Origin of the sequence: Bacillus sp. RZ2MS9, assembly GCF_001816185.2 — a bacterium.
Classification (GTDB): Bacteria; Bacillota; Bacilli; order Bacillales; family Bacillaceae_G; genus Bacillus_A; species Bacillus_A cereus.
Genome location: NZ_CP049978.1, coordinates 3,070,888 through 3,093,589, shown reverse-complemented (window position 1 = coordinate 3,093,589; position 22,702 = coordinate 3,070,888). Strand labels below are relative to the sequence as shown.

Here is a 22,702-nt window from a genome sequence, read left to right as displayed (position 1 = left end):
TTCTTAATTAAAAGATAGCGTATAACATAAATTGATATATTGATTGCATAATCTAGGAGATCAGAAATATACATTTCTTTTTAACAGGAGTAATACATACATTATTATCCTCTATAAAATGGGAGCTCTTCAAAAAACTTTATTGAAGTTAGTTGAAGGGAAACCGACAATCTCCATAATTCAATGATGATATAAAATCATTGAATTATGGAAGTTGTCGGTTTTTTTTATGGGAAAAAACGATGCACTAAAAAGAGTGAATGAAAATTGAAATTTAAAAAACTATCGTAATTAAAAGGAATTTTTATAGGTTATTTTCGCTTAGAAGGGAGTATTTAACATGTTAATTTCGCTGAGTTCATCAACACTGTTAACTTTATTTTTTATGGCGCTTAGTGCTTCTTGGCTAAGTGGATTATTGTTTTTACATGCAAGGATTCCTTTACGTTTTGTTCATATCCATATTGGTATCGCTGCTTTACCTTCATTGGTTTCTTTGCTCGCACTTGTTAATAACAATGGAGATAGAGTTGTGGGGCCTTGGCATCTAGATACTTTAGCTTGGTTAATGGCTTTCTTTGTTCTTACAATTGGTTTAATCATTCAGCGTTTTTCTGTACGTTACTTAATGGGAGATCGCTCATATCGAAAATACTTTGTACTTTTTACATTTACTACAGGTGTATCTTCGGTTGCATGGTTAAGTGATGATCTTCGTTTCATGATTATTTGTTGGGGAGCAACGCTTATAGGATTGGTTCTACTCATAGGGCTAAATAAAGGGTGGAAAGTAGTTAGTGAAGCAACAAAAATCTCTGGCTATTTATTTACAATAAGTTGGATTGCGTTGCTATCAGCTATCATTTGGCTTTTTCAAATAACTGGACAGTGGCAGTTAACATCAGTTTTAACGAATGAAAATTTAGTTCAATTTGGAACATTAGAAAGAACAGTAATCAATTTATTCATTATACTAGCTGTGATGATTCCAGCAGCACAATGGCCTTTTCAAAGATGGTTAATTGAGTCTGCCGTTGCTCCAACTCCTGTTTCAGCTATTATGCATGCAGGTTTAGTAAATGCTGGCGGTATCATGTTAACTAGATTTTCACCTCTTTTTCATGATGATATTGCACAAATCTTTTTACTTATTTTCTCTAGTATTTCTGTCTTAATCGGAACAGGAATTAGTTTAGTCCAAGTTGATTATAAACGTCAGCTAGTAGGTTCAACTATTGCACAAATGGGATTTATGCTTATTCAATGTGCATTAGGCGCTTATTTAGCGGCTATTATTCATTTAATTTTACATGGTTTGTTTAAAGCTACACTGTTTTTACAAGCTGGTTCTTCAGTGCAACGTTTTGGGATAGTGAATCAGTCTAATGAAAAGATGTCCAATTTATGGATTATAGTCGGGCGTGTTTTAGGAGTATTTATAGCAATTACTTTCTGGTTTATGACTTCTGGAGAGGGGTATCAGCTAGTTAGTGCGTTAATCTTAGGCTGGTCACTATACTTTTCATGGAAACAGCTTGTTGTTTTTGGAGAGGGAAGAATGGGACGAATTGCTGGCGTAATTGTTTTGATTGGATTTTCTCTCATTTACTTTACCGTTCATAATTCTCTTTATAAATGGTTGCATACTGATATTTATCAAAGTGTTCAACCTTCAGCTCCAGCCGTTATCTTTGTTATATGTATTTTACTATTTAGTAGTGTTACTAGTACTTTCGTTACTCGTCATCAATCTTCTACTTTATTCGCTGTACTTTATCTTTGGTTAGTTCGAGTAGGTGAGGCGAGAAGAAAATCAGTAGAAAGTCACCCAAGCTATCTGAAACATTATGTATCAAAGGGAGGTAATTCGTGATGAGCATATCGTCAATATTAAAGAAAGATACAAACATTGATATGCAAGAAAATAATATAAATGATTTAGTTGCATCTGCTAGCCGAGTTATTGCACCACTTTGGCCTATCTCTACGTTTGCAGCTCACCACCCTTGGATGGGACTTGAAAAGCAATCATTTGAACAAGTCGCAAATTGGCTAAAAGAAGCTCGTAATGTGGATATGTATCCTAGTACTTCCATGATTCATTCGGCAAAAGCGAAAGGTGAGATTGAGGAATCATTTTTACAAATGAGTTTGTCTCGTTGGCTGGATTCACAATCTTTTCATATTCCGCGAGAGAAAGTAGAGCGATTTTGCCAAGCGGCTTTAAAGTTAGAAAAATTACCTTCTAGTCTATTATCATCGCCAGAATTAAATAAATTGGCAGAAGAAATGAGTTATATAAATACAGCAAATATGAAAGCCTCTGTTATGCAGCCAATAAGTTCGCTTATAGAGAATCAAAATAGTGAAAACCTATCTGATATTCTTAATTATCATATCATTAAATGGTGTAAATTATATCTTGATGACTCCGGATCAAGTTGGACGATGCCAAATCGAGAGAAAGGTTTTTATCGCGCATGGCAACACCTTATTACATTTGATCCAGCGCTCAGTAAAAATGAGCGTAAAGTTTTAAAAGATTGGCCACAAGATGCCGAAGTAGCTTTAGCGAGAGCGTTATTTGAACTAGGAATTTCTGAATCTAACATACAAGCTTATCTTGAAGGGCACTTACTTTCTTTACCTGGGTGGGCAGGAATGATACGATGGCGCTCACAACAATCGATTCAGGAACAGGGGCTTTTAATAGAATATTTAGCAGTTCGAATTTCTATGGAGCTGGCTATTGCAAAACCTTATTTACCTTTAAAAAATCAAAAGGTTGAGAAAAAAGTTTCGATCGTCCCACTTATAGCTTCTTGGATCTATTGGGGGAATATTTCAACACGGGAATGGTCACAAATGTCTGCAGCTGAACAAAGCGAATTGTTAGCATTTGCATATCGTTTTGATGAAAATATTCGCAGGAAACTTTGGCTGGAAGCTTGGGAACAAACGCATGCAGAGCAATTAAGAGAGAAGATTGCTTCTAAACAACGTGCAACCAATGATAAAAAGCGTGTATTAGCTCAATTAGCATTTTGTATTGATGTACGTTCAGAACCGTTTCGTCGCCACTTAGAAAAACTAGGTCCGTTTGAAACGTTTGGAATAGCTGGTTTCTTTGGGTTACCAATTGCGACTAGTGAACTAGGTAGTAATGACAGCCATCCTTCCTTGCCAGTTATACTGAAACCGAAGCATCAAATAAAAGAGCTTACAGATGAAAATGAATTTAAATCTTATGAGCAACGTAAGAGGGTAGGCAGTTCGGTGCGTTATACATTTAAAACGATGAAACAGAACGTACTGACAAGTATGGCGCTACCTGAGTTAAGTGGTCCTTTACTTGGTCTACAGATGGTGACAAGAAGCTTTGTCCCAAGAGGAGTTGGTGGTTTCATTCGTAAACTTCGTAAAACTATGTTACAAAAACCTGATACAACATTCTCGCTTAATCATGTTCATGACACAAAAGGTGAGATACCTATCGGTTTTACGAAAGAAGAAAAAGTGAACTATGTGCGTCAAGCTTTAAAAATGGTGGGACTGACAGAAAAATTTGCTCCTTTAGTTGTAATGTGCGGACATAGTAGTCAAAGTACGAACAATCCTTATGCGGCAGCACTTGAGTGTGGTGCTTGTGGCGGAGCAGCAGGAGGATTCAATGCAAGAGTTTTTGCGACTTTATGTAATCTTCCAGAAGTGAGAGAGGCGTTGTTTGCTGAAGGCATTAACATTCCTAAGGATACCATTTTTGCAGCAGCTGAACATAAAACAACAGTGGACGAATTGGAATGGATTTACGTCCCAGAACTTTCGAAAACTGCGCAAGAAGCGTTTGATTGTATCGAGACGATTATGCCAAATGTGAGCCAACATGCAAATAGAGAACGTTTAACGCAATTACCTAATTTTAAAACGAAAATAAAAAATCCGAGTAAAGAGGCGCATCGATTTGCAGAAGATTGGAGTGAAATACGTCCAGAATGGGGATTAGCGCGTAATGCATCTTTTATTATCGGACAGCGTGAATTAACTCAAGATTGTGACTTAGAAGGTAGGGCTTTCCTTCATAATTATGATTGGAAACAGGATGAAAGTGGCGATATATTAGCTAACATTATTGCAGGACCAGGAACAGTTGCACAGTGGATAAATCTACAATATTACGCATCAACTGTAGCTCCTCATTATTATGGTAGTGGAAATAAAACAACCCAAACCGTAACGGCGGGTCTCGGTGTTATGCAAGGGAATGCTAGTGACCTGTTGCCAGGCTTACCTTGGCAATCCGTTATGCAGTCAGATAGTGAGACGTATCATTCACCACTTCGTTTACTAATTGTCATTCAAGCACCTATTGAATATATAGAACGTTTGTTAAATAATGATTTCACATTTCGAGAAAAAGTTCAAAATGGATGGGTTAGACTTGCAAGTGTTGATCCAGAGGGAAGCTGGAAAAACTGGTAACAATTATTATTGTTACTAGCTTAAAAGTTTCATAAATACAATAATGAAGAAGGAGTGCTCCATATGAATTCAAAGAATAAAAAAGTTTTATTATTAACAGACATTGAACACGGAATAGAGCCTAGTATCCAACAAGTAACTAACATTCAACAAGAAAACATGTTGACTATACACAGCTATGATTCTGTAATTGTACATCCTTATGGAGATATAATGAGATCTATTATTATTGCTATTTATCAAGAAAATGTTAAAGAAATTTTTGTTGTCGGAATAGAGGATAAAGAAACTTCTTCAGTTAATCTACAAACTCAACGTGATTTCATAAAAGATAATATAGAATTAGACTATCTCTTTAAAAATTGCATGCCTGAATTTTCAAGTGGTAGCCTTAATCAATGGCTGAGTGGACAAAAAAATGTTAGTGAAAATATTGAAAAGAGTATAGATATGATCCGTCATCATCCATTAGTACCTTCTGATATTGAAGTTCATGGTTTCATAATTGATAGAACGGGTGAAAAAGAAACGGTTGTTAAAGTTTCTGCTAATAAAGTACTGAAACAAATGGATTTTTATGTGTAAGTTATCGATAAATAAGCAACTTTTATTTGGACTTGTGTCCTTTACAAAGAGCAAAAGAAATCTTCTATAAATGGGGATCTTTTGCTCTTTTTGTTTGAATTTTTCATGTGTTTTATAGGAGATATCTAATATGTACATAATAAAAATATATAACCTTTTGTATGAGATTTTAAGGACGGATTAGCAAGCGGAAAATAAAAAATTATGTTGTGATTTATTTCAAGATTATTATTAAAAAGAATGGAGATTCTTTAATTATGAGAATAAAAAAGTTAAAACCTAAAGTGATATGGAAAAAAAGAATGTTGCTAACTCTTTTTATTGTTTTCGGATTGATTATTGCGGGGGTTGTTTTTTGGAATGTTTCACCTATTCCGAAAGCGTTTCTCATAAAAAAAGCATTTGAAGGTGGAATGTTTGTTCAATCTAATAATTATAAAAACGCTCTAAAAGAGACAAGAATTGTTAAAGATATCAATTATAATTCTAAATTTCCTGATGGTACATTAGACATTATTTATCCCAAAAATTTTATAGGGAAAACACCTGTTATTTTTTGGGTGCACGGGGGTGGATTTGTAGGTGGAGATAAATCAGACATTACTGGTTATGCAGTAGAATTAGCTGCTCGTGGTTATACAGTGATAAATATAAATTATGCTCTTGCTCCTAAAAGAAAGTATCCTACACCAGTACTACAACTTGGTGAGGCTTATGAATATATAAAAGCAAATGCAAAGAAATATAATGTAAAACTAGATGACCTATATTTTGCAGGAGATTCTGCGGGAGCGCAAATATCTGGACAATTTGTTACTATTCAAACATCTCCAGATTATGCGAAATTAACCGGGATTGACGCTGTTGTTGCTCCTTCTACAATTAAAGGTATATTGCTATTTTGCGGCCCGTATAATATGCCTGCATTAGCTAAAATGGAAACATCCAAAGAAGTGCAAGACTTTATGCGTACTACTGGCTGGGCTTACTTTGGGAAAAAGAAATTTGAAACATTACCTGAAATGGAAATCGCCTCTATTTATAAACACGTTACAAAAGATTACCCACCAACGTTCATCACAGATGGAAATACTGCATCATTTGAAGAGCAAGGTAAAGCATTAGCTTCTACTTTACAAAATAAAGGAGTACCTGTAGATACACTTTTCTTTGATAAAAATATCTCTGGCGAGTTAGCACATGAATTTCAATTTAAAATGAACACTCCAGCAGGTGAAGAAGCTTTTAACCAAGTTCTTAAATTTCTAAATGAAAATAAATAATATATATACTATTAACTTTTTATAAGCCTAGTTTAATACCATATATGGGTGAACAAAATATTGCATTAATAATCTAATGGTAGCAAAAATAAATTTGATAAGAAGTATATAGTAAGAATGATTTGGAGATACAGATGGGGATATAACTATTTTATTTAGGACGGTGCACTTTAAATGGATTTACAGAAAGGGAAATTATATTGGAACACAACTTTTTCTAATACATCTTCTTATCCTCGCTTGGAAGAAGATATAAAATGTGACGTACTAATAATAGGAGCAGGAAGTTCAGGTGCTCAATCAGCATACTATTTGAGTGAATCAGATTTAAATATTGTTGTCGTTGATAAAAGAAAGGTAGGACACGGAAGTAACCTTACAAATACAGCACTGATTCAATATTTAGGTGACAAGATGTTTTTTGAACTTGTAAATACATTTGGAGAAGAGTATGCAGTTAAGCATATGAAATTATGTGAACAAGCTATTAATGATATTGAATATGCTGATCAAAACTTGCCTTATTGCTCTGATTTTAAACGACGTGACAGTTTATATTATGCAAGTTATGAAGAGGATATAAAGAAATTAGAAAAAGAACTGTATTATTTACATAAGCATGATTTTAAAGCGACTTGGCTATCAGAGGAACAAATTGGACAGAGATATCCATTTAAAAAACGTGCAGCTATTTATACGTATAATGATGGTGAAATAAATCCTTATAAATTTACACATAGTTTATTAGAACAAGCTGCTAATAAAGGAGTTCAAATTTATGAAGATACAGAGATTGTTGGCAAAAAGTTAGAGAAAGAATGTGCTATCTTTTATACAAAGGGGGGCAATTCTATTACTGCCAATAAAGTAATTGTGGCTGCAGGATATGAAGGGTTGGAATTTAAAAAGGAAAAGAACGCTACACTGATTAGCTCATATGCAGTTGTTACTAATCCTGTAGAAGATTTATCTTCTTGGTATAAACGTACTCTCATTTGGGAAACTGCGAGACCATATATTTATATGAGAACTACTGCAGATAACAGGATTATTATAGGTGGGTTAGATGAAGATACAAACATTGCTCAAGAAAGAGATTCAAAATTAATCCATAAAAAAGAGAAATTAGTAAATGAATTTAATAAGCTCTTTCCCAATATAACAGTTGAACCTGAATTTTATTTAAGTGCTTTTTATGGTGGTACTCATGATGGTTTACCTATAATTGGAATGTATGAAGAGTTTCCAAATTGTCACTTTATCTATGCGTATGGAGATAATGGATTAGTATATAGTATGGTGCTTTCTAAAATTGTTCGAGATATAATTATTAGCGGTTCAAGTCCGGATTTGAATTTATATTTACAAACTAGACCAAAACTAAATGAGTAAGCTACATGTATGCAAAATCAAGGTAGTATAAAAAAGTAATAGTTTTTACGGTTTTAATTACTTTATATAGGAAGCAATTCTACAATTATAATCTCTCCAATATATTTGGGGGGATTTGTTTTTTTCTTATGATTTATTGAAAAATAGTCTAATTAGACTATAATGAGTATATAGTTTAATTAGACTATATATTTTATTGAGTGTGAAAAAAGGAGGAAAGAGGTATGGTTGCAAAAGAGAGCAACTTACGCTTAGTGATAGCTGGGTTAATGCTAGGCATTTTAATGGCTGCAATGGATAATACAATTGTTGCCACTTCAATTGGTACAATTGTCTCAGATTTGGGTGGATTGGATAAATTCATCTGGGTTACTTCTGCTTATATGGTTGCAGTTATGGCGGGTATGCCTATTTTCGGGAAATTATCTGATATGTATGGTAGAAAGAGGTTTTATATTTTTGGTTTATTAATCTTCTTAATTGGTTCTGCATTATGTGGTACTGCGCAAAGTATTGTTCAGCTAAGTATTTATCGTGCAATTCAAGGTATAGGTGGGGGGGCACTGATGCCAATCGCCTTTACCATTGTATTTGATATTTTTCCTATTGAAAAAAGAGGGAAAATGACTGGATTATTAGGGGCCGTATTTGGTTCTTCAAGTGTATTAGGACCTTTATTAGGTGCGTATATAACAGAAAATATAAGTTGGCATTGGATTTTTTACGTCAATATTCCAATTGGTCTAATGTCATTAATTTTTATTTTAAAAGCTTATAAAGAAAATAATCCACCTACTAAGCAAAATATTGATTGGTGGGGGGCGATAACACTCGTCATAGCAGTAATTAGCTTAATGTTCGCTTTAGAATTGGGAGGAAAAGAATTTAAGTGGGATTCGATACAAATCATTGGGTTATTTGCATCGTTTATTGTATTTTTTGTTGGCTTCCTATTGGTAGAAAGAAAAGTGAAAGATCCGATAATATCATTTTGGATGTTTAAGCGTAAGGAGTTTGCAATATCACAAATTATTACGTTTTTCTATGGAGCAACATTTGTTATTTTAACAGTATTTATTCCTATTTTTGTTCAGGCTGTATATGGTGGAACAGCAACTAATGCTGGATTAATTTTAACCCCAATGATGTTAGGTTCTGTAGTAGGTAGTGCAATTGGTGGAATATTTCAAACGAAAATTAGTTACCGCAACTTGATGTTATTATCTATAATATCCTTTGGGATAGGTATGTATTTGTTAGGAACGATGGATCCACAAACAAGCCGTGTACTTTTAACGATATACATGATTATAACGGGGTTTGGAGTTGGATTTTCGTTCTCTTTGCTTCCCACAGTTTCTATTCATAATATGGAACCGAGATTCCGTGGTTCAGCTACTTCAACAAATTCATTCTTTCGTTCACTAGGTATGACAATTGGAGTAACGATTTTTGGCTCCATTCAAAATAGTACCTTTACAGCTAACTTAAAGGATGCTTTTAAGGGAATAGAACATGGTTCCAGCATGTTAAATAATCTAGGTGATCCGAGTGCAATATTTCGCTCAGATGTAAGGTCCAGTATACCTACTTTTATTCTTGAAAAGGTTATAGCTGCTATGTCATCTTCCATTACTACTGTTTTTCTATTAGCTTTAATTCCAATTATCGTTTCGTTTATGGCAATATTATTTATGGGGAATGTCAAAGCTGGTACAAAGGATAATAAAGTGAATTTGAAGTTATAAATTTTATAAAACAAAAAGATTCTTTACTTATTTTTAGCTTATACTATTGGTATAGGTTATTAAGGAGTGGAGAGTTATGAATACAAAGCTTTTTATGCTGGGTCTTCTTATGGAGAAAAATAGGCATCCGTATGAAGTCCAGCAACTTTTAAAAAATAGTGAAATGAAATATTATATAAAAATTACTAAAGGCTCTTTATATTATACATTTGAGCAACTTGAAAAGAAGGGTTTTATAGAGGTTGTTGATATTATTCGTAATGAACAACGTCCTGAACGGACTATTTACGGTATTACTAAAAGTGGTAAACAAGAATTTGAACATTTATTATTAGAGCAAATGATAAAGAAAGAGGATATGCATCGTCCTATATATGAAGCGCTACTTTTTGCACAATATGGGGAAGAAGAATTAATTCTAGAACAGCTAAAAACTAAAATTTCTCAACTGACGTTATATCTTACTACCCTTCAAAAAGTATATGAAGAGAAGTGTGGAAAAGAGAGTGTAGCTAAGTTATATATATTATCTAGTGTCATTTTACATTTAAGAACAGAGTTAAAAGTTTTACAGAGTTTATATAACACTATAAAAAATGAAAAGATAGATAATATTGGAAATGATGTACTTAGAGAGATAGAAAATCAATGTTTATAGTGACAGATATTATAAAATAAAGAAAAGTATAATATTTTAATTCATAAATTAAAAACGTTAATTTGGACAGGTCTAATAGTATAGGGAACTGTCCATTTTTAATATGTAAATTCTCCATTCAATTTTAAGAAATCTTAATATTTTTGTAGGGTGAAAATTAAGATTTTTTCAGTAGATTGATTGTATGTTCTAAATTAACATTAGAGAGGAATTTATGAATGTTATTTGTTTTATGTAAGAGTATGTGAAGCGGCCTCGGATCGTAGGGGGCTATTTTACCCAGTTCAAATCAACTTGCAAAACAGATGGTTTCTTCAATATGTTTAAAAAAGCAAAGTGTATTATCACGCATTAACGGGTAGTAAGACCCACATCTCAAAATTAAGTGGAAGCAAAGAAGTTAGGTGGGGGGCGGGATTCCCGTAAAAGACCGATTGGTGAGGGCTGATTAAAGTTTCACTTTATACGTGTAAGGTAAAACTAAATGTATAATACTACAGCATAGAACGAGATGTCAGAGAGGAAGAAAATATGATGCAGAAAGAAAAAATTTTGATTGTAGATGATGATATAGAGATAAGAAAAATCGTATCCATTTATTTAAAAAATGAAGGGTATGAAATTATAGATGCATCGGATGCTATAGAAGCTTTAGAAACTTTAAGAAATACAACAATTGATTTAATCATTTTAGATATTATGTTACCGAAAATGGATGGCATAGAGGCTTGTTTAAAAATAAGAGAACAGTATCAAATGCCTATAATTTTTTTGTCAGCTAAAGATGAGGATATAGATAAGATCCAGGGATTAATGAGTGGGGCAGAAGACTACATTACCAAACCGTTTAATCCACTTGAATTAATGGCAAGAATTAAATCTCAATTACGAAGATATCGTGTTTATCAAACAGAAGAAGTAAAACAATTTATTCATGAAATAGGCCATCTTAAGGTAGACGAGGAGACAAGACAAGTTTTCATTAGAAATGAAGAAGTAAGGTTAACTCCAAAGGAATTTGACATACTTTCTTTATTAGTGAGAAATAAAGGAAAGGTTTTTAGTGTAGAAAAAATATACGAGATGGTCTGGGAAGATTCATTTTATAAATCAGATAATACAGTCATGGTTCATATTACTAAAATACGGGAAAAAATTGAAGAAAACCCTCGTCAGCCTGTTTATTTAAAAACAGTATGGGGAGTTGGCTATAGAGTATGATCGATCGTACGAAATTAAGGGATAATATATTCTTTTCTACACGCTTAAATATAAAGCTTATTTTAATTTTTTTGCTCTGTTTCATCGTTGCGGTTGTTACTTTTTTTCTCATAGCAATGAAAAGTGCAAATCTACTTTCTTATAATCAACAGATTGAAAAAGAAGCCGAAATAAGGGAAATAGCGATAGGGATAACTAATGATATACAAAAGCGTAATTTGGAATCTGGGCATATAGAACAAGTTATACCGATGATTCAATCTATCCAAAAGAAGAATGAAAATTTAAGGTTTTTAGTATTAGATTATAAAGGCCATATTATCTATCGTTCACATAATTTTCAATTGCAGGATAATCTCCCACAGGAATTATTACAGGAGAAATTAAATGTTACACCAAACGTCAGAAATCCTTTGTTTGAGAAATTCATATTGTTTGTTTCACCAGTTTCATTTCAAGATGGAATTGGATATGTAATGGTACAATCTCCAAATTCGAATAAAACAATCTCACCAACTCAATATAATCAAAATTTATTACTTGCTTTGGTGAGCAGTATATTAATTTTCATCCTTTTATTTTTGCTGTTTATGATCCCTATTACAAGATACATTAAAGAAATTGAACGAGGTATTCAAAAGATTGTAAAAAAAGATTGGAAACATTCCATACGTGTTAAAGGAAAAGATGAATTATCTTCTTTAGCTTATAATATTAATTGGATGGCTAGTCAATTAAGGGAGCGTTTTGAGAAAGAGAGAGCAATTGAGAAAGGTAAAAGTGAATTTATTACCAATATTTCTCATGATTTGCGTACCCCTTTAACGTCTATTATTGGATATTTAGCATTAGTAAATGAAAAACAATATCGAAATAAAGAAGAATTAGAAATGTATATTCAAAATACGTATAATTTAACATTAAAATTAAAAACTCTCATTAATGAATTGTTTGAATACACAAAATTATCTTTACCTGATGTTAAGTTGAGAAAAGAAAAAGTAGAATTGGGCAATTTGTTAGGTCAGCTAGTAGGAGAGTATATCCCGATTTTTGAAAAACAGCAATTAATTGTTAAACTAAATATCATTAATAAGGATATTTGGGTATGGGCAGATATAGAAAAACTGGTGCGTGTATTTGATAATTTACTATCTAATACTGAAAAATATAGTTTTTCAAATTCAACAGTAATAGTGGAACTAAAAAAAGAAGAAGATAAGGCATTTATTTGTATTACAAATAAAACAGATCATCTTGAAGCACAAGAATTAAGCAAGATGTTTGAGAAGTTTTATCGAGTTGATAAATCACGGTCGAGTCAAATACACGGATCCGGAATTGGTTTAGCAATTGTAAAGCGCACAATTGAATTGCATGAGGGCAAAGTATGGGCTGAAAGTCATGGAAATAGTCTTACGATACATGTAGAATTACAACTTTTAAAAAATGTTTAAAAACTATTTAAAAATTTTCATTATGTAACTAATATAAATGCTTAAATAAAGCATTTATAAACAATAGTAGGCTTCTTTTGGTAACCATTGCATGAATGCCATGCCCAAATGGGGAAATCTATAGTAAAGTCAATACCTTTCTGTTTCATGTGTCTTACAATGTATTTATATGCTGTGCAATCTTCTTTACTAACAAAAATAGGATTGGCTATAAGCTTACCTTCATTCAAAAGTGTATTTATAGCATTTTTGTTTTGAAAAGTCCATAGGATTGTTGAATCAATAAATGTATTTAAGTTTGACTGTTTATCAAATTGTTTTCCTATATTTTTCTCCAGTTTCTTTTTATTTTGCAGAATTAAGAATAAATATGACTAATCGGACAATAAGAAATACCTATGCTAGATACAATTGTAAATGCCTATTTAAAGTCACAGCAAGGAATAACCTTTGTATATAGAGTGTACAATACATGCAAAACAGGATTAAAGAAGATTTTAAATATAATATGAAATAGTACAAAATAAGAATTTGATATATCTTTTATATATAAACTATTAATTGAAGTTTGTAATTACACATTATAGTTAGTATACTAACTATATAATTAGTGTGCTAACTATATTGGGGGTTATATGAATAATTTAGGCTATTTATTACACAAGGTAAGTATAATGACGAAAACAGAATTATCAAATCAATTAAAAGAATATAAAATAACAGCTCAGCAATGGTCTGTGTTAAAGGATATATCTCTTTATCCAAATGGAACCACCCCAGCTATGATTGCTGAAAGGCTCTTAGCAGACCGTCCAACAGTAACCGGGATTATACAAAGATTATTGCAAAAAGAATGGATTCTTATAAAACATAATCCTAAAGATAAACGGTCACATTTAATATTTTTAACAGATGAAACTAAGACATTAATACAGGAGATAGAAAATGTAAGCGATGAAGTTATAAAAAATGCTACAGCTAGTATTCCTAAAGAGGAAGTAGAAAATACAGTTCGAGTTTTGCAAAGTATGATTCAAAATTTACAAAAAAATAAAGGGTGATTAAAATGATTTTAGTAACAGGTGCTACAGGGAATGTAGGAAAAGAGGTTGTAAAATGCCTAATAAAAAGAAATGCTACTTTCAAAGTCACAACGCGCAGTAGAGAAACTGAAGGAGTGTATTTTGATTTTGAAAACCCTTCATCTGTAAAGGCGGCTTTAACAGGTGTTACTAAAGTCTTTCTAATAAGACCACCACATCTAGCTGATGCAAAAAAGTATTTCCAGCCTGTTGTAGATGCCGCAAAAGAAATAGGTATAAAACACATTGTATTTTTATCTTTATTAGGTGTAGAAAAAAATCCGATAGTACCTCATGCTAAAATTGAAGCTATGATAAAGGCTTCTGGGATCCCTTACACATTCCTAAGACCGAGTTTTTTTATGCAAAATTTATTATCACAACATGGTGATGAATTAAGAAATGAAAAAATAATTGAAGTACCTGCTGGTAAAGGGGAAACAAGTTTTATAGATGTACGGGATATTGGAGAAGTTGCAGCTAAAATATTAACCGAAGAGGGACATGAATTTAAAGCTTATTCTTTAACGGGAAATGAGGCATTAACATATTATGAAGTTGCTGCTATTATTTCAAAAATAATAAATAAAGATATTACTTATACAAATCCAAGTATATTTAAATTTAGAAAAAGAATGATTCAAAAGGGACTTAACAGTGACTTTATTTGGGTTATGATTGGAATATATACAACTGCAAAATTAGGGTTAGCTAAAAAAGTCACATCAGATTTATCGAATTTACTAGATAGAAGTCCAATAACTATGGAAACGTTTGTTTACGATTACAAAGAATTATTAATATAATAATGCAAAAGTAAAAAAGAGGATTATTCACATAAAGAATCTATTATGTTTTAAGAGTAAGAGGGGATAGCCATGCAAAACAAAATTATCGTGATGTTTCAAAAAGATTTTCGTTTATATGATAACCCAGCTCTATTTGAGGCTGTTCAGTCCGGGGAGGTTCTTCCGGTATATGTACAAGATGAAACTTTTTCAATAGGAAGTGCGGCAAAGTGGTGGTTATACCATGCTATAATAGATGTCCAAAAGCAACTTAAGGCATTGGGCTCTACTTTAATAATCCGCAAAGGAAATACACAGGAAGAATTACTTTCTCTCATAAAACAATTAGATATAACGGCTGTATATTGGAATAGTTGTTATGATCCAGACAGGTTAAAATCTAATCAAAAAATGAAAATGATATTAGAAGATAAAGGTATTATTTGTAAGGAATTTAATTCGCATTTATTATTAGAACCGTGGATTATAAAAAAGAAGGATAACACTGAATATAAGGTGTTTACGCCTTTTTACAATGCATTTCAAAAGCAGGTAATACCTAAACCTATTAGCAGAGTACAGAGTATAAAGTGGGGAAGCTCTTTACCAGCAAGCTTATCTGTCTCAGAATTACACTTGTTGCCGACTATACCGTGGACATCTCATATGGAAGCAATATGGGAGCCTACAGAGGAAGGGGCATACAAAACATTTAAGAAATTTTTCTCTAGTAAATTAGCCTCTTATAGTGAAGGAAGAGATTTTCCAAATCAAAATGCTCATTCAATGTTGGCGCCATATCTTTCATTTGGCCAAATATCAGTGAAGTTAATGTATCACTACTTAATAAATAAAAGTACCGAAAGACAATGTAGTTTTTTTGAAAAACAAGTGATTAGTTTTATACGCCAATTAATTTGGAGAGAGTTTTCTTATTATTTGCTATATCACTATCCGTTTACAGTATATAAACCTCTTAATAAAAACTTTGAACATTTTCCGTGGAATAAGGAAGAGGAGTTATTAAGAGTATGGCAGAAGGGTGAAACTGGTTATCCGTTTATTGATGCGGGAATGCGAGAACTATGGCAAACCGGTTTTATGCATAATCGGGCAAGAATGGCTGTAGCCTCTTTTCTTGTAAAGCATTTGTTAATTCCGTGGCAAGAAGGTGCAAAATGGTTTATGGATACACTACTAGATGCTGATATTGCAAATAATACAATGGGATGGCAATGGGTTGCTGGAAGTGGAGCAGATGCATCCCCGTACTTTCGTATTTTTAATCCTATCACACAAGGAGAAAAGTTTGATAAAAATGGAGAGTATATAAGAAGATGGGTACCAGAATTAAGAGATATCCCAAACAAATATATACATAAACCTTGGGAAGCACCTGAGCATATTTTACAAAAATCCAATATAAAACTTGGGAATACATATCCTTATCCGATTGTTGATCATAAGGCAGCACGAGAGAGAGCCCTTTGTGCATATAAAAATATGAAAGAATTTGTATGAAATAGGTTAAACAATATGTATTTAGAATTTTATCCATTATAAGGACATACTAATCATATAAAGTTTCTATAATCTTCTAGTAAAAAGGAGAATGTTTATGAAAAAATCTAGTATTATAGTATTTTTACTAACATATGGTTTGTTTTATGTTTCTAGTGTTTTATTCCCTATTGATCGTACTTGGTATGATGCGTTAGAAAAGCCGTCTTGGACACCTCCTGGTATGACAATCGGAATGATATGGGCTGTATTATTTGGACTTATTGCATTATCAGTAGCAATTATTTACAACAACTATGGATTTAAGCCAAAAACATTTTGGTTTTTATTCCTTTTAAATTATATATTCAATCAAGCGTTCAGCTATTTTCAATTTAGCCAAAAGAATTTGTTTTTAGCAACAATAGATTGTTTACTAGTCGCTATTACTACGTTGCTTCTCATAGCGGTTTCTTCCAATTTATCTAAAGTATCGACATGGTTGCTAATTCCATATTTTTTATGGACTGCATTTGCTACATATTTATCTTGGACCATTTATAGTATAAATTAAAGGCGTAAATAAAAACTTGAGCATAATAAAAATGCTCGAGTTTTTATGTGTGTTAATGATAATCCGAAATATGGAATATATACATCTTATGGAGGTCATCTTTGTGAAGAAATGGATAAAAATTACGCTGTACTCTTTACTAGCTATTTTAATTATAGGAAGTATTACTTTTTTAACTTGGTCTCAGTTTACTTATAAACCGACGCAAGAGGCTTTGTCGTTAGTAGATGATAAAAAAGATGAAGATAATATCGTTTTTGGAGCGAAAGATGCGAAAGTAGGGGTTATTTTTTATCAAGGAGCTAAAGTAGAAGCTGAGGCTTATAGTTACTTAGGAGAAGCTCTTGCAAAAGATGGGCACTTTGTAGTAATGCCTAAGTTACCATTAAACTTAGCGATATTTGGAATAAATGAGGTAGATAGTGTAATTGAAAAGTATCCTGAAGTTCAAAAATGGTATGTTGCGGGGCATTCAATGGGCGGAGCTATGATTTCTAAGTATGCCTCTCAGCATGAAGACAAGGTACACGGAATCATTTTCTTAGGTTCGTATCCTGCAGATGACTTTTCTACAAAATCGATTCCGATGTTATCAATTTATGGAGAAGTAGATGCTTTAGCAACTTTAGAAAAAATAGAGAACAATAAAAAGTTAATGTCGAAAAATACAACTATGCACATGATAAAAGGGGGAAACCATGCTCATTTTGGCATGTATGGTGAGCAAAAAGGTGATAATGCGAGTTTAATTACGGCAAAAGCACAACGAGATGAAACAGTAAAAGTAATTGAACAATGGTTATTGGAACAATGATAACGAATTTAATAAATCTACCGAAAGAATTATCCAAACGGTAGATGGGAGAGAGAATAAAGAGCCAAATCGTATGAATTGGCTCTTTTATTTATTTGCTATCTCCAATTGTCCCCTTATTTTCTCAGGAATATCCTCTTTAGAAATAATATCGTAAGAATACACATATTTTCCTTTTACATGAATTTTTAAGTAAGTTTTTCTTATAAAATCATTAGGCGTGTTCGTTCCAACTGTATATTCTTTTTCATTACTTAATTCGTCAACAGCTTTTAGTGAGTACATAGCTTTTCCTTTATGATGATAATCTGGAACACCATATCCTTTCGCAACGGCATATACATTTTTTTCTTCAGCAATCGGATTAAATCTGTCTAAATCTCCGCGTAATATAAAAGGTAGTAAGTATATAGGGAGGCCTATTCCTAGTATGCAAATTACAAATTTCTTCATGATCGTTTCTCCTTTTGTCTATTTACATTTTTGAGTATAGAAAAAAGTTCTTATGAATATAGAGGGAAATTCTTTAAGTTTTTCTTAATAAAGTTTAACTTTGTGAAAAAAACTAATTTGAGCATTAAGTTTACGAAATGAATAGCCAAATAACCTATTTTCTTTATTTTTTGATGGTAGGTTATTAGGTTTTATATTGGTATGAGTGAATTAAGAAATAAGTGAGGTTTAGGAAATAGAATGAATTTATCTTATAGTAATAAGAGAATTACCTGAATAAATGATAGTGAGAACAATTAAAGAAAGCATCTAGTGGGGGGCTTTTTTCTTTTGAAACAGAGAATCTCATGGGTCGGTTACATGTAATTTCGTGCTGTGCTTCTAGGTCATTGGAAAATCCAACAATAAAAAAAGAGGGGGAAGGCGTTTTTTATTGAAGTTTGTTAATGATAGATTTTTAACTTGAGAGGGGGATCGTAAAATAGATTATTAATCTCTTTGGTAATTTTTATTTTCCTTATAGTTGGCATATTGTATTAGAAATTTTAAATTTTGAAGGGAGAATCAATAAGTATGGGTAAGAAAAGAAGAATAAGTAATAAGTTATTACTTATCAGTGCAATTTTTACAATAGCAATTCCCTCAGTCTCATATGCGGAGGAAGTAATTTCACCTGAAAATTTTAAGAGTTCTTCAAATTTGTATAAGGCACGGAATACGGAAATTTTGAAAACAAATTTATATCCTAATACATATAATAATCCATTTAACCACCAATTTATTTCAAAATTAAAGGAAGTAAACACAAATATAAAAAAAATAGACAATAGTGATGATGAAAATCCTGTTATATCTACTACTCTTTCATTTATTCGCCATATGAATAGTGAAGATTATAAATCTGCATTTGATTTAACCTCAAGGTCATTACAGAAAATAATATCCGAAGAATGGTTGAAGAGCTATTGGGAGGGACTGCCAGTTCAATTACAAGCAGGTTCTTTTATAGAAATTGGAGAGGTTACACAAAAAGAGACAAATCCTGTTCATACAAATGTGGAGATTCAATTAGTTTTTGAAAAAATGACTGTACCTTTACTAATTAAACTAGATCCATCTGGAAAAATAGACGATTTTCAACTAAGCATGTCGTTTAGTCCTGTTGCTGAGCGTCCATCATATAGTAAGCCTGAATTATTTGTTGATAAAGAAGTAGTAGTTGGAAGTGGTGCATTTCCATTACCAGGAACATTGTCGGTTCCAAAAGGAAATGGTCCTTTTCCAGCGGTTATTCTTGTTCAAGGATCAGGAGCAACTGATCAGGATGAAACAGCGTTTGCTTTAAAACCATTTCGCGATTTAGCTGAAGGTCTTGCATCGAAGGGAATTGCTGTCCTTCGCTATAATAAACGAACGTATGAACATGGGCTGAAAACACAATTCAGTCCCTTCTATACAGTTGATAAAGAGACAACAGATGATGCTCTTCTTGTAACTCAATTTCTTAAAAATGAGCCTCTAATAAATAAGAATCAAATATATATTCTTGGTCATAGTCAAGGTGGAATGATGCTTCCGAAAATGATTGAAAAAGACCAAAATCAAAATATTGCTGGGGCAATTGTAATGGGTGGACCAGCTCGTACGATTCAAGACGTTGTTTTAGATCAATTTGAGTATCTTTTTTCTATTGGAGCAATGAACCAGGAGCAATATAAATTCTACAAATCGCAATTTAAATTATTAAATGATCCAAATTTCTCTGGTCAGAATCCTCCAAAAGATTTTTACTTAGGATCAGCAGTATTTTGGGATTCTATTCGGAAAATTAAAGCAGCAGAAATATCAAAAGAACAAAAGACACCACTTCTTATTATTCAAGGAGAAAGAGACTATCAAGTTCAATCAAAAATCGAAATTCCTCTTTGGAAAGAACAATTAAAAGAACGAAATAACGTTGATTATCGACTATATCCAAAGTTAAATCATTTCTTTACAGAGGGCGATGGGGAAATAAGTAAACCGGATGAATATTATAGTCCTGCTAATATTCCTGAGTATGTTATAAATGATATTGCTGCTTGGGTGCAAGGCAGATCGCAATTAAATTAGCAACCATATGTTTTAATAAAGACTTTCTTTCTGTAATCAAAATAGAAATATTTTTATTAGGTTATATGTTTTTTTTAGCACTCTTTGAAAAGGAGTGCTTTTTTATTTTTCTATGATTTCTATAAAATAATGGACTTGTCTTCCAAATAAAGCGTTATTTGTAACACTGTTATCAAAGCAAAGTGCTCGTGACATTTCCTTGATATTCAAAAACATTAATAACCTATTATGTGAAGTTTTTTGAAAATTTAGGTTTAACATCTTTAAAATAGGTGTATTACATATTACATAACAACTAAATAAGAAAATAAAAAATCTAAGGGAGGAAAAATACGATGCATAAGAATGAAAGAAAACCGGTGGTTTATGAATATCAAAATGAACAGGAAGTAGTTATGAAAGTAAAAGAGCTAGAATTGAAAGGGATTCACCAAGATGACATTTACGTCTTAACACATGAAAAACATATAACAAAAAAGATTGCGGATGATACAAACACAAATACGATTGGAGTAAAAGAACAAGGGTTGGGCACAAGTATTATCAACTTTTTCTCCAAAAAAGGGGACGAGCTCCGAAATCAAATGGAGGAAATGGGGTTGTCGAAGGAGGAAGCTAACTTATATGAAGAAAAACTAGATCAAGGGAGAATTTTACTTCTAGTAACAGATGAAACATTAACGGCGAGTGATAGGCAGCCGCAAAACTATCATTCTCTCTAATAGATTGCAATATCTGATAAATAGATAAGTTAATTATTTTAGGTTGTAGCATGGAAGAAAATAAAAGTAGAGAAGGGTGAGAAAAATGAAACATACAATATTTAAATATGCTGTGATTGGGATTACGACCGGAGTCATGGTATCTCTGTTAAAAAAAGAAAATCGGAAAGCTATACAAACAAAAGGAAAAAGCGTAAAAGACAAACTACAAGAAGGAAACATAAAGGAAACATTAGAGAAGGTAACCGAGACAAGTAAACAATTCTCTGTAACTGCAGCTAATGTTGCAAAACAAACATTACCACAACTGCTTACAGCCACACCGGTTGTAATTTCTACTATTAAAGATTTAACAGAAAACGAAAATAACAAAAAGAAAAAAGATGAAAAGGATAATGAAATAAAACAAAATAGTAAGAACCTAGACGGAGAAAAAACGGAAAATGAAAAGAAATATGTGAAAGAAGGGAAAGAAGAGAGTGCTTAGATTTAATTCTAAAAAGAGAAAGTGAGGAAAAAAGTATGAAATCTCTGTATGCAATTGATGTAGGAATTGGTTTTACTAAGCGGGCATATCGACAGGATGTAGATTCTGAGGTGACGATTAAGAGTGAAGCTGCCACACTAGCTCCTGTACCTAATCATGTTGAAAGTGAAGATTTAACAAAAGTAAGTTTTATAGACTTAGACTTTGCATACTACATGGGAAATGAAGCACATCAATCTGACGCTTCATTTCTTCCTCCATTTGACGAAGAAATAGAAAATTATTATGAAAGCGAAGAGTTTAAACAACAAATATTTGGTTGCATTGCAAAGGATTATAAAGAAAATGTCGTGTTACCTTTAGTTGTTACCGGGCTTCCAGTCACTTGTTTTGGTAGTCAGCATGAGCAATTACAACGTGCACTAAAAAAAGAAACTTCCGTACAAATTGATGGGAAATTTATTAATATTACGGTTGAAAATGCTTTGATTCTTCAGCAACCGATCGCTTTACATGCCTATTTCTTAAAAGAGGGAATCATTCAGGAACAAGATCGCATCTTAATTATTGATGGTGGATTTCGTACATTAGAAATGACAGATATGAAACAGAATGTCATTTTAAATCATTATGAGACGGAACTAGGATGTAGCAAGCCTTTGAAAAATATTAAGAATATCCTGCAGAATCATGCGGGTGAAAGTAATCAATTGCATATTAATGACATGCCAAAAATATTAGAAAAAGGATATGGAGATAAAGAAGAAAATTATGAGACAAGTCAGGTGGATATTTTAATTCAAAAAGAGTTGGATACACATTTCCAAGACATCATGCGTGTATTACAAGAACAATTTAAGTTAGACCAGTATGATACTATTATTTGGACAGGAGGAGTAGTAGATCTCCACAAAAAACAAATTGAAAAAATGCAAGGTGAAATTGTTTCTTTCCGTATGGTAGACGCTTCAAAAGAGGCCGCGCTTCATGGATACTATATTATTGGAAGTCAAGTATTTGAGGACATCACCAATCAATCTGCATATAAATCCAAATTATAATGACGACCGAAATGGATTTCGTTGAATAGACGTGCCAAATTGTGTGGCTTCTTTTCCAAATATAAAATATAAATAAGAAAAGATAAAAAGTGCTTGTATAGAGGAAATGTTTAAAATTGAGAATAAAAATAACTAATATATAGGGGGTCTTCCTTTTTAAAGAATAAGACCTCCTATGCATTTATTTTGTAATTTAGATGATTTAAAAACTTTTCCTCCAAGATATGGATACCTACATACAAATTTCATATTACGGATATGATTCGATCAAACATAAAACTATTTA

The 22,702-nt window shown here is 32.3% G+C and carries 19 protein-coding genes and 1 pseudogene; 18 read left to right on the top strand and 2 right to left on the bottom strand.

All coding sequences use genetic code 11. The annotated features are described in order from the left end of the window. The first annotated feature begins 340 nt into the window (after nt 1–340). The 9 genes from BHV55_RS15790 (at nt 341) to BHV55_RS15750 (ending at nt 12,823) form a co-directional block, all read left to right on the top strand. Entirely contained in the window at nt 341–1,873 is a 1,533-nt protein-coding gene (locus BHV55_RS15790) for an NADH dehydrogenase subunit 5 (RefSeq protein WP_048568432.1), read from the top strand. After that, nucleotides 1,873–4,479 (top strand): DUF2309 domain-containing protein, encoded by a 2,607-nt coding sequence (locus BHV55_RS15785; RefSeq protein ID WP_016111611.1) that lies wholly within the window; start codon nt 1,873–1,875, stop codon nt 4,477–4,479. The genes BHV55_RS15790 and BHV55_RS15785 overlap by 1 nt, the downstream gene beginning before the upstream one ends. Nucleotides 4,480–4,542: 63 nt before the next feature. After that, on the top strand, nt 4,543–5,064 hold the full coding sequence (locus BHV55_RS15780) for a carbonic anhydrase (RefSeq protein WP_065703713.1): 522 nt from the start codon (nt 4,543–4,545) through the stop codon (nt 5,062–5,064). A gap of 257 nt (nt 5,065–5,321) precedes the next feature. After that, entirely contained in the window at nt 5,322–6,347 is a 1,026-nt protein-coding gene (locus tag BHV55_RS15775) for an alpha/beta hydrolase (protein WP_048568434.1), read from the top strand. Between the two features lie 174 nt (nt 6,348–6,521). Continuing rightward, nucleotides 6,522–7,739 (top strand): NAD(P)/FAD-dependent oxidoreductase, encoded by a 1,218-nt coding sequence (locus BHV55_RS15770; RefSeq protein ID WP_000365648.1) that lies wholly within the window; start codon nt 6,522–6,524, stop codon nt 7,737–7,739. A 224-nt stretch (nt 7,740–7,963) separates the two neighbouring features. Continuing rightward, nucleotides 7,964–9,487, top strand: coding sequence for an MDR family MFS transporter (locus tag BHV55_RS15765; protein WP_000225814.1), 1,524 nt, complete (start codon nt 7,964–7,966; stop codon nt 9,485–9,487). 76 nt (nt 9,488–9,563) lie between these two features. Further along, nucleotides 9,564–10,145 (top strand): PadR family transcriptional regulator, encoded by a 582-nt coding sequence (locus BHV55_RS15760; protein ID WP_001093176.1) that lies wholly within the window; start codon nt 9,564–9,566, stop codon nt 10,143–10,145. A 534-nt stretch (nt 10,146–10,679) separates the two neighbouring features. Next, entirely contained in the window at nt 10,680–11,366 is a 687-nt protein-coding gene (locus BHV55_RS15755; protein WP_001168370.1) for a response regulator transcription factor, read from the top strand. Beyond that, nucleotides 11,363–12,823 (top strand): sensor histidine kinase, encoded by a 1,461-nt coding sequence (locus BHV55_RS15750; protein ID WP_000567229.1) that lies wholly within the window; start codon nt 11,363–11,365, stop codon nt 12,821–12,823. Before BHV55_RS15755 ends, BHV55_RS15750 begins: the two co-directional genes overlap by 4 nt. Nucleotides 12,824–12,888: 65 nt before the next feature. Here the strand turns inward: BHV55_RS15750 and BHV55_RS15745 are convergent. Next, nucleotides 12,889–13,149: pseudogene (locus BHV55_RS15745) on the bottom strand (DUF3841 domain-containing protein); the annotation flags it as partial. A 309-nt stretch (nt 13,150–13,458) separates the two neighbouring features. On the opposite strand from BHV55_RS15745, the gene BHV55_RS15740 reads away from it, so the two are divergent. The 5 genes from BHV55_RS15740 (at nt 13,459) to BHV55_RS15720 (ending at nt 17,581) form a co-directional block, all read left to right on the top strand. Then, entirely contained in the window at nt 13,459–13,884 is a 426-nt protein-coding gene (locus BHV55_RS15740; protein WP_001061041.1) for a MarR family winged helix-turn-helix transcriptional regulator, read from the top strand. A gap of 5 nt (nt 13,885–13,889) precedes the next feature. Further along, entirely contained in the window at nt 13,890–14,711 is an 822-nt protein-coding gene (locus BHV55_RS15735) for an SDR family oxidoreductase (protein ID WP_000604773.1), read from the top strand. 72 nt (nt 14,712–14,783) lie between these two features. Beyond that, nucleotides 14,784–16,214, top strand: a complete 1,431-nt coding sequence (locus BHV55_RS15730) for a cryptochrome/photolyase family protein (RefSeq protein ID WP_070756697.1) — start codon at nt 14,784–14,786, stop codon at nt 16,212–16,214. 97 nt (nt 16,215–16,311) lie between these two features. Then, entirely contained in the window at nt 16,312–16,767 is a 456-nt protein-coding gene (locus tag BHV55_RS15725) for a TspO/MBR family protein (protein WP_000749742.1), read from the top strand. A 103-nt stretch (nt 16,768–16,870) separates the two neighbouring features. Further along, complete coding sequence (locus BHV55_RS15720) at nt 16,871–17,581, top strand: alpha/beta hydrolase (RefSeq protein ID WP_000758824.1); 711 nt, start codon at nt 16,871–16,873, stop codon at nt 17,579–17,581. Nucleotides 17,582–17,668: 87 nt separating this feature from the next. Here the strand turns inward: BHV55_RS15720 and BHV55_RS15715 are convergent, their stop codons facing one another. Continuing rightward, complete coding sequence (locus BHV55_RS15715; RefSeq protein ID WP_000714887.1) at nt 17,669–18,034, bottom strand: YxeA family protein; 366 nt, start codon at nt 18,032–18,034, stop codon at nt 17,669–17,671. Between the two features lie 573 nt (nt 18,035–18,607). Between BHV55_RS15715 and BHV55_RS15710 the strand changes: the two genes are divergently transcribed. From BHV55_RS15710 to BHV55_RS15695, 4 genes are all read left to right on the top strand, one after another. Next, on the top strand, nt 18,608–20,146 hold the full coding sequence (locus tag BHV55_RS15710; RefSeq protein ID WP_070756695.1) for an alpha/beta hydrolase: 1,539 nt from the start codon (nt 18,608–18,610) through the stop codon (nt 20,144–20,146). Between the two features lie 335 nt (nt 20,147–20,481). Further along, entirely contained in the window at nt 20,482–20,868 is a 387-nt protein-coding gene (locus BHV55_RS15705) for a YflT domain-containing protein (protein WP_000549439.1), read from the top strand. Nucleotides 20,869–20,953: 85 nt separating this feature from the next. Then, entirely contained in the window at nt 20,954–21,355 is a 402-nt protein-coding gene (locus BHV55_RS15700; protein ID WP_000683226.1) for a hypothetical protein, read from the top strand. Between the two features lie 35 nt (nt 21,356–21,390). Then, complete coding sequence (locus BHV55_RS15695; RefSeq protein ID WP_070756692.1) at nt 21,391–22,416, top strand: ParM/StbA family protein; 1,026 nt, start codon at nt 21,391–21,393, stop codon at nt 22,414–22,416. Nucleotides 22,417–22,702: the final 286 nt, after the last annotated feature.